This window comes from Pelagihabitans pacificus (assembly GCF_009371985.2).
Lineage (GTDB): Bacteria > Bacteroidota > Bacteroidia > Flavobacteriales > Flavobacteriaceae > Pelagihabitans > Pelagihabitans pacificus.
This window is the reverse complement of record NZ_VIKU02000001.1, coordinates 1,670,505-1,682,863: the sequence shown is the minus strand read 5'-3', so window position 1 is coordinate 1,682,863 and position 12,359 is coordinate 1,670,505. Positions and strand designations below refer to the sequence as shown.

Sequence of the window (12,359 nt, the reverse complement as noted above, 5' to 3'; positions counted from 1 at the left end):
ACTAAAAACCAGGTTTTATCTTACGAAGATACATATTTGCCTTCACAGAATTATTAAGGGCATTATATGCATCGGATAGTTCTTTGTAAATCTTATTGGCCAATGAAATATCGCCAACCAAATAGTCCAAGGAGGTTTCGAGTACCTCTACGGCCTCCCGATGTTTGGCATTCCTATTCAAGGCGTAGCCGTTGGCGTAGTAAAAATAAGGTTGCGAAGGATAGGTCTCCAAGGCCTCATTGGAGAGCTGCAACAATAAGGGCAGGCTATTGGTCGATAGTAGGCCCTTAATTCGCATCTTATACTGTTCCGCATCGTTCGTGCCATTGTTGTTTACAGTGGCAGAAAAGCTAACAGACTTGCTTTTGGTCTCTAGTTTCTCGATAGAGTCGTTGATTTTGGATGACAACTCTTCCGAAAAGCTCGATTCCTTGATTTGCTTCAACACTTTGAGCGCGTCGTTATAATTCGCCCGCTTGTAGTATATCAACGCCAAGTTTTCCTTGAGTTTGCTATTGGCGTAGGGTACTTTCGAACTCAGCTCGTCGAGCGAACTTCCCTGTTTTTGGGCGATTTCTACCAACGTATCCAGATACCATCGGTTCTCGGGCTCGGAATTGAGCGCCGTCAATGCATAGTCTTCCGCCAGGGGGTATTGTTTATCCTCCAAATACACCTTGGCAAGTTCATGGTCGACGACCCGATTCCCCGAATCCAGCCGTTTGCATTCCAATAAAAGATTGATCGCCTTGTCATAATTTTCGATGCCCTTTTGTTTCAAGGCCTCAAAAAAACTTTCCTGAAAAGCATCGGAGTACTCCTCTAGAAAGACTTCGGCACTCTCCTCAACATCGATTTCAGGCTCGGTTTCCTGGGCCAGGGTTGGATTGTGGATTAGAAATAATCCTAAAAAGATACTAAGAACAGACAATGTACTTTTCATAAATAACCCTTCTGAGTTTCCATAAATACCCCTCCATGTTTTCGTCGCCTCCTTTGTCTTTGTCAGAGACTATTCGGTACCTGTATACCCATTTCGTTCGTGCTTCACTTCTTGGGCATATGCACTTTAGAGGAGATTCTTTTCAAACCCTTTTAATCTCACTTGACTCCTGTACTTCCAAAACCTCCTTCACCTCTTGAAGTTACGGACAATTCCTGAACTTCAACCCATTCGGCACGCTCGTGTTTTGCGATGACCAATTGGGCGATGCGTTCGCCGTTTTCTATAGTAAAGGATTCATTGGAAAGGTTCACAAGAATCACACCAATCTCGCCCCGATAATCGGCATCGATGGTACCAGGGGCATTCAATACCGTAATTCCCTTTTTTGCCGCCAGCCCACTTCTAGGCCTTACCTGTGCTTCAACACCTACTGGAAGCTCTATAAAAATTCCGGTTGTAATGATAGCCCTCCCTAAAGGTTGTAACGTAACGGGATCCGAAATATTGGCGCGAAGATCCATTCCTGCCGAAGCCCCGGTTTCGTAATGGGGCAGGGTATGGTGCGATTTGTTGATTATTTTGATGTTCATCCTTATTAATTATTATTTGCTGGGAGTAAGGACCGCTGCACTGTTAGAATCAGAATAAAACATTGGTATTGTACGAATGTCCCGCCCCATGGTTGATGCGGCTAACCGCTCTTTTTTAAAAATATCCTTCTTAATTTATCATTTTCCAGTTTATAGACCAAGCCTAGAAATAGCGTCAACAAAACGATGCCCACAATCAGATTGCGATTGAACACATAAAAAGACAAGGCAGAGAATAAAATGGAAAGAGAAAGATAAAAAATAATCTTCCGAAAATTATACGGCACCGGGTAGTGCGATTTCCCCAAATAGTAAGAAAGCACCATCATGGTACCATAGGCCAGTACGGTGGCGATTGCCGAGGCCATATACCCGATGAGAGGAATAAAGATAAAATTTATACCGATTGTTATAATTGCTCCGATTACCGATATAAACGCGCCATAGCGAGTTTTGTCGGTGACCTTATACCAGACAGAAAGATTATGGTAGATTCCCAAAAAGAAACTGGCCAAAAGAATGAGAGGTACAATCTTCATGGCGTCCCAATATGCTTCATCGCGTACAAAAAGCACTTTTAACATATCGGCAAAAACAACAACGGCCAACAGAATAATACTGCCCAACACCACAAAGTAATTGGTTATCTGGGCGTAGGCCTTTTGGGGGTTCTCCGTGTCTGCATGATTAAAAAAGAAAGGTTCGATGCCCATGCGGAAGGCAGTCGCAAAAAGGGTCATGAACACCCCAAGCTTATAGCATGCCGAATATTTTCCCACTTCACTCTCCGCAATATCGGGTGGAAGTAAATTTTCCAGCAAAATGCGGTCAAAAACCTCATTGATCGTAAAGGCGACCCCGGCAACCAAAACAGGCCAGGCGTAGCGCATCATCCGTTTCCATAAATCGGAGTCAAAAACATAAGTGGTCTTTACATACAGTTTCAACATTAATAGCAAGGTTACGCCACTGGCCACTAACATGGAGATGAAGATGTACGAGATTTCAAAATTAGGCCGGTATAACCATGCGAAAAATCCGGTAGGCTCGCCACTTGCAATTTTGGGCAATACCAAAAGGAAAAATACATTCAATCCTAGGTTAATAGCAACATTACTGATTTTTACAGCCGCATACCTCATCGGTTTTTCATTGGCGCGTAACCATGCGAAAGGAATAATGACCAAGGCATCCAACGCCAATATAAAAATTACATATCGCATGTAGTTGACTTCGATATCCAAAGCATTGGCGAAGCTGTTTTGAAATAGCAGTGCTAGAAGCGTAAAACCAATGGTGGTCGCCAAAATAGATATGAGGGATGTGGAAACTACGGCGTTTTTATTTTCGGCCCTGCTATAGAATCTGAAAAAAGCCGTCTCCATGCCATACGCCAGAAATACATTGAAAATGGCGAACCAAGCAAAAATAATAGTAACCCTACCATAAAGACCCGGTGCCATGACAGCAGTATATAGCGGAACCAAAATAAAGGAAAGCATCCGTGGCAACACCGTCGCCACTCCATAGATGGCGGTCTGCTTAAAGAGTTTTCTGAGCGGATTCAATAGCGTTGTTGATTTGGCCCTAAAAGTACCTATTTATGGTCGTGTAACAAAGTAAGGGCTAAGCAATAATTTGGAGGCTTACCGTTGGTTTTTGGCAAACTGGACAGGGTAACTAACAACAGGGTTTATTCGAATACCGTCAATCATCACATAGCGCACCTTGTCTTTTTGCAAATAGCTAATGACCGCCTGAGTCTCGGTAAGTTCAAACGGCAAAGGTTTCGAAATTAATATTGGCGGTTGGTTGCCCACCTCCTTTTTTGGGTCGGCATGCATGATTATATCCCCTTTTTGAAAGTCATTGGCATCCAAACGGGCAATCGCCACATGACCAGTCTCTTGCAATTCAATCACCAAAGCGACCATCTGCCCTTTGTGATATAGGTTTTGTAGAACCGCCTTTGCGACATCCAAGCTCCGAATTGGGATGAATACGTCGTACCCCACTTCGGCGGGTTGGTCCTCGATAATCCATGGCTGGGCATAGACTTCCCCCAAACTAAAAGGAGCTTTGTTCTCCAACTTTTTCTTGGTGGCACAGGCCGATAGGATAGACAGTAATAATAAGAGAAGCTTCTTCACACCATTCGTTCTTTGTTCGGGTTGAGGACGGTCACAACCTCCGAATACATACGTAAAAAAGTCGTCGAGAGGATGTTATTCCCGAACTTCTTGGTTCAACGCACGCAAAACGGTCAACTCTTTCTGTATTTGCCTGGCAATAAAAACACCGAGCACCAAGAGCACCACGATGGAAGAAACCACGATATACGTGTAGAAACCACTGGAAAGGGTCGCTTTAAAGAGGGGCAACAAACTGATAAAGCCTGCACAGTATACCATAATTACCAAAGGGGTAAGCCCGAAATGTATGATTTTTCGTTTCTGATAGTACTTTCGAAACAATTCCTTGAACTTTGAGGCCTCCAGGGCAACATCCATTTTTCCCAAGTTTCTGATGCTCAAAAGTTCCACGATAATCCGTATCAAAACACTTCCGATCATCATGAACAGCCCGGTCATGGCAATTTGGCTGCGATAGGCCGAAACGTATACGAAAAATAGGACCAATACGGCTACGGTTGTCCAAAGTATGCTATTCGTAATCTTTTGGTCATTACGGATGACTTTAATCCTGTCAAAAATACTTTGTACACCATCTTTTGGTGCACTCGTAACGGGTTGGCCCTTCCATTGTGATTTTAGTTCTTCAAAGGAGTTCATGTTGTACACATTTTGTTAAACTGTTTTTAATACGGTGTATCCGTACACGCACGGCTTGATGCGAAAGACCCATGATAGCGGCGATTTCCTTTTGGGGAAGGCCTTCCAGCTCCAATAAAATAATTCCTTTACTCTCCTCATTGAGTTTGTTGATACAAGCATACATCTGGGCGAGTCGATTCTCGTTGGAAAAGGGCGTTTCTTCCTCTGTAGCCGTCTTTTTTTCCAATGCCTCCGTACCTGTCAGATACCGCTTGTTTCTCAATTGAAGCAAACAAGTGTTCACGGTGATGCGATAAATCCAGGTGGCAATCGCGGATTCATTCCGAAAGGAATTCAGGTTTTCCCATACCTTAACAAATACCTCCTGCGTCAAATCTTTTGCTAGTTCGGTATCGCCTTTTACATAGCCTAAACATAAGCGCAGTACACGACCATAATTGTCGGAATAAATAGTTTCAAACGTAGCACGATGGTTCTTCATGAACTTACTGCAGCTTTTCCTTAAGAGTATTTAGAAACCATTCGGGCCGGTCGTACATGATAAAATGTGCCGAATTTTCGGCAAAGAGAAGCTCATAGTCCGTTAAGTTTTTATACTGTTCGGTATAGGTGTTCTTTGCCATTTCCTCTCCATAGGGGTGGGTGGCCGCCAAGATAATCACCGGAATCGTAATATTTGCTACGCTTTCCCTTAAATCAAGTCGCAATAGATCGGTGTAACCATAGACATAGGTTTCTCGGTCGCTCATAACCATCCAATCCCTTATTTGAGCTTGTTTCCCTTTGTTTAAGCTCATCCCCGCCGCCATCTGATCCGCCATCTTCGAGAAAGCTACTTCATCCATAGACAGCAATTGGTTGTTAAATGGATTATCATAGACCATATCCTCGCTTTTAAAGTTAGGCATCATCAGCGCTCCTGTAGAGGCCAAGGCGTCTACGACGATAACCTTGGAATACCCATGTTCCCCTTCCGAAGCAAGCCAAAGACCCAATGTACCTCCTAGACTATGACCGATAATAACTGGATCTTTCAACTCCTTTTCAGTTACATAATCAGTTATTGCCTGCTTGATCTTCGGAAGCCATGGTTTTTCGATAGGAGCTACCCCACCAAATCCCGCAAAAGTAAAAATATGGCATTCGTACGTTTTCGATAGTTCCCGAACAGTGTCGTCCCAAACGGCTCCCGTACAGGTAAAGCCGGGGAAAAGTAAGATAGGCTCACCTTGTCCCTTAACGACCACCTCAAAGGCTTTTTCTTGGGATTGAAGGTTGACAGAAAGACTTAGAAACAGAAGAAAAATTACTTTTTGAAGCTTTTGCATGATGTATTCTTTATGGATTTTCCCTTTAGATACACATTGAAGAAAATGTTACAGACGAACCAAAAAAATTAGGGGTCAGGGCTTGCTGTACTTTTATCCTCGCCGTCTTTAATCTCAAAATCCTGCCTATTTCAATCCCCCTCCGTTTGAATTCTTCGCATCGCGAGGGAAGCAAAAAGAAAAGCAATCAATAAGAGCAATGAAGCCAATGCGTAGGGAGCTCCGGGAAAATAGACACTCCCTTCCGGACGGATAAAAAAGTAGAATACCGGGGAAAATATCAATTGCCCCAGAATGGCGGTAATACTCACCAATCCTGTAATCGAACCTTGTAGATTCCCTTGTTCTTTCTCGGAAACCTGATTTGATATGACCCCCTGAACGGTAGGTCCCGCCACTCCACCGAGGGCATAGGGGATCAGAAAGGCATAAAGCATCCACGGTTCGGTAGCCACCGAAAAAAGAAACATCCCAATCGTCCACAATAGAAAGCCAAAAGTGACCACATTTTTTTTTCCGAATTTCCGGGTAGCGATTCCTACCAACAAACCCTGTACCAATGCCACCAATAGACCGACCACCATTAGGGAAACACCAATTTCGGCAGGACTCCAGTCATACCGCTCGATTCCGTAATACGACCAGGTTGCAGGCAAAACCTGACCGGCGAGATTTGCCAGGAAGAAGGCAAAAATCAGTAGCAGTAGCCCTTTATAATTTCTAAGGCTTATCAAAGATACCCCTGGAAGCATTTTAGCTATATTGATGGGTCTTCTGTTTTCGGCCATCAAAGACTCCGGAACCACGAAGTATCCGAAGAGAAAATTCAGAAAGGTGAGACCTGCGGCGATATAAAAGGGAAGGCGTATGTCGATATCGCCAAAATATCCTCCGATACCTGGACCAATGATAAAGCCCAGCCCGAAAGCAGCCCCTATCAACCCAAAATTCTTTGCTTTCTCCTCTTTCGTACTGATATCGGCGATATAGGCGGAGGCCACGGTAAAACTGGCTCCGGTAATACCTGCAAGAAACCTTCCCAAGAACAACCAGACAATCGTCGGGGCCCAAGCATGTATTAAATAATCGATACTAAGACCAAACAAGGATACCAATAGAACGGGGCGCCTACCAAATCGATCGGAAATTTCTCCCAAGACCGGTGAAAATAGGAACTGCATCCCGGCGAAGGACGTTGTCAGCCACATACCATAAATGACGGCCATGTGATTACCTTCCCCTGTAAGTTGCATGATGAGGTCCGGGATAATGGGTAGAATAATACCAATACCGATGACGTCGACCAAAATAGTAATGAAAATGAAAAGTAAGGCGGATTTTTTGGAAGTCATATGCTGAACAAAAATCGACTAAAAAACGGAATAACAAACTTAAAATTCCTATGCGGGTAAATCTGTCTACTGATGAGATAAAAAACAAAACCCCGCGTTGCTGCGAGGTTCGCTATTTCTTGAACTGATTCCCGGCGACAGCCTTTCAATACTGGCCGGGTGTCGGTTATTTTAGTTATTCAACGCTTCCGCACCACCAACGATTTCCAGAATCTCATTGGTAATGGCCGCTTGTCTTGCCTTGTTGTACGTAAGTTTCAACTGGTCGCGCAACTCGGTAGCATTATCGGTCGCTTTATGCATCGCCGTCATACGAGCGCCATGTTCGCTGGCAAAGGAATCGCGAATACCCTTGAACAATTGTGTTTTCAACGACTTTGGTATCAACTGCTGAACAATTTCCTCCTTTGACGGCTCAAAAATATAATCCCCACTAACAGTTTCCGCACCTTCAACGGGAACGATCGGTAAAAACTGCTCGGTCATTATAATCTGTGTGGCCGCATTTTTAAACTTATTGTATACCAGTTCAATTTTGTCGTATTCCCCAGTGGTAAATCGCTCCATTAAATCCTCGGCAATGGCGGCTGCATTCTCGAAAGTCAGTTCATCAAAAATACCGCTATGATTGGCAATAACCGTATGCTTCTTTCCGAGGATATCGTTGGCCTTTTTCCCAATTGCCATGAAATCCACCTGCTTATCCGAATAGGTTTCGTCGGCCAGTAGCAGACATTGTTTGATGATGTTGCTATTAAAAGCCCCGCACAGCCCCCTGTTGGATGTAATCGCGACCACCAACACTTTATTGACTTCCCGGTCATCGGCAAACTTACTCCCCGAGTCGGCATCAAGACTAGCGCTTAGGTGTTGTAACAACTCCGTCAACTTATCGGCATAGGGCCGCATAGCGGTAATCGCGTCTTGGGCCTTTTTCAACTTGGCAGCGGATACCATTTTCATGGCACTCGTTATCTGCATGGTCGAGGATACCGATGCTATTCTATTCCGTATTTCCTTTAGGTTGCCCATTTTTCTTAGTATGTATGATACTGGCTACTTGATACTAACTTCTATACTTTCCCGACAAATCCTTCGCCACGGCAGTCAGGGTATCGGTAACTTCATCGGTCAACTTTCCTGCCTTCAAAGTATCCAATACATCTTTGTGCTTGGCATTTAAAAACTCGATATAATCACGTTCGAACTCCTTGACTTTTTCAACGGGTACATCGCGCAACAAGTTCTTGGAGCCTGCATAGATGATCGCTATTTGATTTTCGACGGTGAACGGATCATTTTGTGCCTGCTTCAGGATTTCCACATTTCGACGTCCCTTTTCAATAACATTCAAGGTGGCCGCATCCAAATCGGAACCGAACTTCGCAAAGGCTTCCAATTCACGGAATTGGGCCTGGTCCAGTTTCAAGGTACCGGCTACTTTCTTCATCGACTTGATCTGGGCATTACCTCCCACCCTAGATACCGAAATACCCACGTTGATTGCGGGACGTACCCCTTGGTTGAATAAATCTTGCTCCAAGAATATTTGCCCATCGGTAATCGAAATTACGTTGGTCGGAATATAGGCGGAAACGTCACCTGCCTGCGTCTCGATGATCGGAAGTGCAGTCAGCGAACCACCCCCTTTCACCATCGGTTTCAAGACCTCGGGTAAATCGTTCATATTTTTCGCAATGGCGTCATCGTTGATGATTTTCGCGGCGCGTTCCAACAAACGAGAGTGAAGGTAAAAAACGTCCCCTGGATAGGCTTCACGGCCTGGGGGCCTTCTCAACAAGAGGGATACTTCTCGGTAGGCCACCGCTTGCTTTGATAGGTCATCGTATATAATCAAAGCGGGGCGACCCGTGTCCCTGAAATATTCCCCGATGGAGGCACCGGCCATTGGTGCGTACACCTGCATTGGTGCGGGATCTGACGCATTCGCAGCAACTATCGTAGTATAGGCCAGGGCCCCTCTGTCTTCCAAGGTCTGGGCAATGGCGGCCACTGTCGAGGCTTTTTGTCCGATAGCAACATAAATACAATACACAGGTTCCCCTGCATCGTAAAACTCTTTTTGGTTTAGGATAGTATCGATACAAACCGTGGTCTTTCCCGTCTGACGGTCACCGATGACCAATTCACGTTGTCCCCTACCTACTGGAATCATGGCATCGATTGCCTTGATTCCGGACTGCAAAGGCTCGGTTACCGGTTCACGGAAGATGACCCCTGGTGCTTTACGTTCCAATGGCATCTCAAAGGTCTCACCGGCAATGGGTCCCTTTCCGTCGATGGGAGTTCCCAAAGTATCTACCACACGACCCACAATGCCTTCGCCCACTTTGATAGAAGCGATTCGCTGGGTTCGTTTTACGGTAGCTCCTTCACCAATTTCTTTGGAATGACCCAACAATACCACCCCGACATTATCTTCTTCGAGGTTCAGGACGATACCTTCGAGTCCGCCTTCAAACTCTACCAATTCACCGTATTGTGCGTTTGAAAGTCCGTATACACGGGCGATGCCATCACCTACCTGTAATACGGTTCCCACTTCGTCCAAGGTGGCGGTGGCTTCAAATCCCGATAATTGCTGCTTTAAAATTGCTGATACCTCAGCGGCTTTTACTCCTGCCATTTTTATAGATATAAGAAGTTAGACGTGAGACAATTAATATCTCTTTGTCTTGATTTGTTATTTATAAACTACTTGTAAATTCCCTTTTTAAATTGTTCAGTTTGTTGGCAATACTGGCATCGTATTGAAAATCGCCTACTCTCAGAACAAACCCGCCGATGATACTCTCATCGATTTTATTTTTGATAACGACTTTATTACCGGTCAGTGCGTTCACCTGTTTCAGTATTTTTTGCTCCAACTGTTCGGTCAAAGGAACGGCGGTGGTTACGAAAGCAACCCCTTTCCCTTTGAGGTCTTCATTTAAAATGATATACTTCTCGGCAACCTCTTTCAATAGGCCGATACGTTTGTTCTCAACCAGAATGCCTATCAATCCTTCGGTGATGCCATGACTTCCCTTAAAAATATTTTGTAAGGCACTTTTTTTTACGCCCGATTTGACGATTGGGCTTGTCAACATACTTTTAAGTTCACGGCTTTCGCCAATGGTCACTACGATGGCACGCATATCCTTTTCGACCGCATCGGTAGCTTTGTTGTCTACCGCTAGGTCTAGGGTCGCCTTTGCATACCGTACAGCCGCTCTTGAATCGCTCATGTTCCTAGCTTAGTTTTATGTCTCCCAACATATCCTCTACCAACTCTAACTGCTTGTCTTTGTTGGATAGTTGTTCCTTGATCACTTTCTCCGCAATGTCTACAGAGAGTGTCGCTACTTGGGTTTTGATATCGGCTACTGCCGCTTTCTTCTCACTTTCGATAGCGGCCTGGGCTTGCTTTAACATTTTATCGCCCTCTATTTTGGCCTGTTCCTTTGAGTCGGCAATCATTTTTTCCCTGATTTCCCTGGCCTCTTTCAACATGGCCTCACGTTCGGCGCGGGCCTCCTTCAATAGTTTTTCACTGTCTGCCGTAACGTTTTGCATTTCTTTCTTTGCATCCTCAGCGGCGGCCAGTGCACTTTTAATGCCGTCTTCCCTTTCGTTTACAGCGTTCAGTATTGGCTTCCATGCAAATTTGCGAAGCAATAACAATAAAAGGATAAACAACAGGGTCTGCCAAAAAAACAATCCTACTGAGAACTCATTTAACAACTTTTCCATAATCCAAACTTTGAAAATTCTTAATTTTTAAATAAACAATAACCGCAACCAACCGTTACGGTTATTGTTTTAAATTGACTTAGACCGCAAACAAAGCTGCAAATCCAATCCCTTCAATTAGCGCCGCTGCAATCAACATCGCTGTCTGAATCTTTCCGTAAGCTTCAGGCTGACGGGCGATGGCGTCCATTGCTGAACCACCGATTCTACCGATACCGATTCCGACACCGATCACAACCAAACCTGCACCTACCATTACTGGAATTTCCATAATCTATCTAGTTTAAAAATTAAAAATTCAATCTAACAATTGTATGCCTCTCACTTCCATTCGTCCGGCCTCATAGGCTATCCGCTCTAGCATGCCAACTTTTACAAATGCGCCAACTCTGGCTCTTCCTCATGACCGTGTTCATGGTCGTGTTCCTCAGAGGCAAATCCGAAGTAGAGAGCCGATAGCATTGTAAATATATAGGCCTGCAAAAGGGCCACTAAAATCTCTATCAACGAAATGGCAAAAGCGAGTCCGAATGACAGGGGACTGCCCAACCAACTTTTAAAAATGAACATAAGCCCGATTAAGCTCATCAATACAATGTGCCCGGCCTGCATGTTCGCATACAAACGTATCAACAGTGAAAAAGGCTTGATAATAAGACCTAATAATTCTATGGGGACCAATATAATGTACAAAGGTATTTTAGCAAACCAAGGCATGGTATCACCCAATGGATCGAACAAGTGTCTCCAATAATCTTTTGTGCCTGTAAAATTGGTTAAAAGAAAGGTCAAAAGTGCTAGGGCTACGGTAACTGCAATATTACCGGTAACGTTGACCCCCAAGGGTGTCAGTCCGAATATATTCAGGAACCATATAAAGAAGAAAATCGTCAACAAATACGGCATATACTTTCTGTATTTCTTTTCCCCAATATTCGGCCTGGCGATGTCATCCCTTATATACAAAACAATGGGCTCAAAAAACCGTCCTGCCCCCTTTGGGACACCCCCATTTTTGGCATAGGATTTAGCCAGGCTGGAGAACAGCCAAAACATTAATAGACCTGTAATGAATATCATGACCACGCTTTTGGTAATGGAAAAATCCAGGGGTTTGACATTGGTCGGGTGGTGGTCTTCATCGTAATTAATGGTTCCCTCCGCATCGGTTCTATATATTTTACCGTGATGTAGGGCATAGTAGTTGCCATCTACTTCAGCCAAAGTCTCGCCATGATGGAATTTGGAGGAGGAAAATACTTTTAGACCATTGTCCCATAAGATTACGGGCAATGGCGCCCCAACATACTTGTGCTCCCCTGCATCATTGGTATAGGAATACAGCGAAAAATCATGTGAATCCTGCAAGTGATGGGCGATGTATTCCTTGATTTCGGTTTTCAGATCTTTTTGAGGTTCTTCGGATGAACGTTCACCCTCTTTCGCGAAAACGGCTCCACCCATAAAAAGTATTGCAACAAAAAGAAACTTGGTAAAGTAAGTTATGCGCATATAGCTTAAAAATATCGGTCCTAAAAAGGTTCTCTAAAAATCGGTGCAAATGTACACTATTCCTGCAAAAAGAAAAAAGCATT

Annotated in this window: 14 protein-coding genes; all 14 read right to left on the bottom strand. The window is 44.3% G+C overall.

The features are described from left to right. Position 1: 1 nt before the first annotated feature. The 14 genes from FK220_RS07260 to atpB all read right to left on the bottom strand — a co-directional run bounded on the left by FK220_RS07260 (position 2) and on the right by atpB (position 12,276). Entirely contained in the window at positions 2 to 943 is a 942-nt protein-coding gene (locus FK220_RS07260; RefSeq protein WP_152573579.1) for a tetratricopeptide repeat protein, read from the bottom strand. Between the two features lie 158 nt (positions 944 to 1,101). Next, positions 1,102 to 1,536, bottom strand: a complete 435-nt coding sequence (gene dut / locus FK220_RS07255) for a dUTP diphosphatase (RefSeq protein ID WP_152573578.1) — start codon at positions 1,534 to 1,536, stop codon at positions 1,102 to 1,104. Positions 1,537 to 1,637: 101 nt separating this feature from the next. Then, positions 1,638 to 3,104: a lipopolysaccharide biosynthesis protein gene (locus FK220_RS07250; protein ID WP_152573577.1), complete on the bottom strand. Its 1,467-nt coding sequence runs from the start codon at positions 3,102 to 3,104 to the stop codon at positions 1,638 to 1,640. 78 nt (positions 3,105 to 3,182) lie between these two features. Beyond that, complete coding sequence (locus FK220_RS07245; protein WP_152573576.1) at positions 3,183 to 3,686, bottom strand: hypothetical protein; 504 nt, start codon at positions 3,684 to 3,686, stop codon at positions 3,183 to 3,185. Between the two features lie 75 nt (positions 3,687 to 3,761). Next, positions 3,762 to 4,328 carry a hypothetical protein gene (locus FK220_RS07240; RefSeq protein WP_152573575.1) on the bottom strand — a complete coding sequence of 189 codons (567 nt, stop codon included), beginning with the start codon at positions 4,326 to 4,328 and terminating at the stop codon, positions 3,762 to 3,764. Next, positions 4,315 to 4,812 (bottom strand): RNA polymerase sigma factor, encoded by a 498-nt coding sequence (locus FK220_RS07235; protein ID WP_152573574.1) that lies wholly within the window; start codon positions 4,810 to 4,812, stop codon positions 4,315 to 4,317. The genes FK220_RS07240 and FK220_RS07235 overlap by 14 nt, the downstream gene beginning before the upstream one ends. A 4-nt stretch (positions 4,813 to 4,816) precedes the next feature. After that, complete coding sequence (locus tag FK220_RS07230) at positions 4,817 to 5,659, bottom strand: alpha/beta fold hydrolase (RefSeq protein WP_152573573.1); 843 nt, start codon at positions 5,657 to 5,659, stop codon at positions 4,817 to 4,819. Between the two features lie 131 nt (positions 5,660 to 5,790). Further along, positions 5,791 to 7,011, bottom strand: coding sequence for a TCR/Tet family MFS transporter (locus FK220_RS07225; protein WP_152573572.1), 1,221 nt, complete (start codon positions 7,009 to 7,011; stop codon positions 5,791 to 5,793). 171 nt (positions 7,012 to 7,182) lie between these two features. Next, positions 7,183 to 8,043: an ATP synthase F1 subunit gamma gene (gene atpG, locus FK220_RS07220; RefSeq protein WP_152573571.1), complete on the bottom strand. Its 861-nt coding sequence runs from the start codon at positions 8,041 to 8,043 to the stop codon at positions 7,183 to 7,185. Between the two features lie 34 nt (positions 8,044 to 8,077). After that, positions 8,078 to 9,658 carry a F0F1 ATP synthase subunit alpha gene (gene atpA / locus FK220_RS07215; protein ID WP_152573570.1) on the bottom strand — a complete coding sequence of 527 codons (1,581 nt, stop codon included), beginning with the start codon at positions 9,656 to 9,658 and terminating at the stop codon, positions 8,078 to 8,080. Between the two features lie 61 nt (positions 9,659 to 9,719). Next, positions 9,720 to 10,259 carry an ATP synthase F1 subunit delta gene (gene atpH, locus FK220_RS07210; protein ID WP_152573569.1) on the bottom strand — a complete coding sequence of 180 codons (540 nt, stop codon included), beginning with the start codon at positions 10,257 to 10,259 and terminating at the stop codon, positions 9,720 to 9,722. 4 nt (positions 10,260 to 10,263) lie between these two features. Further along, on the bottom strand, positions 10,264 to 10,764 hold the full coding sequence (locus FK220_RS07205) for a F0F1 ATP synthase subunit B (RefSeq protein WP_152573568.1): 501 nt from the start codon (positions 10,762 to 10,764) through the stop codon (positions 10,264 to 10,266). A gap of 79 nt (positions 10,765 to 10,843) precedes the next feature. After that, on the bottom strand, positions 10,844 to 11,035 hold the full coding sequence (atpE, locus tag FK220_RS07200) for an ATP synthase F0 subunit C (RefSeq protein WP_166204812.1): 192 nt from the start codon (positions 11,033 to 11,035) through the stop codon (positions 10,844 to 10,846). 101 nt (positions 11,036 to 11,136) lie between these two features. Then, positions 11,137 to 12,276 carry a F0F1 ATP synthase subunit A gene (atpB, locus tag FK220_RS07195; protein WP_152573567.1) on the bottom strand — a complete coding sequence of 380 codons (1,140 nt, stop codon included), beginning with the start codon at positions 12,274 to 12,276 and terminating at the stop codon, positions 11,137 to 11,139. Between the last annotated feature and the right edge of the window lie 83 nt (positions 12,277 to 12,359).

Coding starts and splice junctions, on each gene's coding strand:
- FK220_RS07260 (WP_152573579.1), bottom strand. CDS start 943: ATGAAAAGTACATTGTCTGTTCTTAGTATCTTTTTAGGATTATTTCTA.
- dut (WP_152573578.1), bottom strand. CDS start 1,536: ATGAACATCAAAATAATCAACAAATCGCACCATACCCTGCCCCATTAC.
- FK220_RS07240 (WP_152573575.1), bottom strand. CDS start 4,328: ATGAACTCCTTTGAAGAACTAAAATCACAATGGAAGGGCCAACCCGTT.
- FK220_RS07235 (WP_152573574.1), bottom strand. CDS start 4,812: ATGAAGAACCATCGTGCTACGTTTGAAACTATTTATTCCGACAATTAT.
- FK220_RS07230 (WP_152573573.1), bottom strand. CDS start 5,659: ATGCAAAAGCTTCAAAAAGTAATTTTTCTTCTGTTTCTAAGTCTTTCT.
- FK220_RS07225 (WP_152573572.1), bottom strand. CDS start 7,011: ATGACTTCCAAAAAATCCGCCTTACTTTTCATTTTCATTACTATTTTG.
- atpG (WP_152573571.1), bottom strand. CDS start 8,043: ATGGGCAACCTAAAGGAAATACGGAATAGAATAGCATCGGTATCCTCG.
- atpA (WP_152573570.1), bottom strand. CDS start 9,658: ATGGCAGGAGTAAAAGCCGCTGAGGTATCAGCAATTTTAAAGCAGCAA.
- atpH (WP_152573569.1), bottom strand. CDS start 10,259: ATGAGCGATTCAAGAGCGGCTGTACGGTATGCAAAGGCGACCCTAGAC.
- FK220_RS07205 (WP_152573568.1), bottom strand. CDS start 10,764: ATGGAAAAGTTGTTAAATGAGTTCTCAGTAGGATTGTTTTTTTGGCAG.
- atpE (WP_166204812.1), bottom strand. CDS start 11,035: ATGGAAATTCCAGTAATGGTAGGTGCAGGTTTGGTTGTGATCGGTGTC.
- atpB (WP_152573567.1), bottom strand. CDS start 12,276: ATGCGCATAACTTACTTTACCAAGTTTCTTTTTGTTGCAATACTTTTT.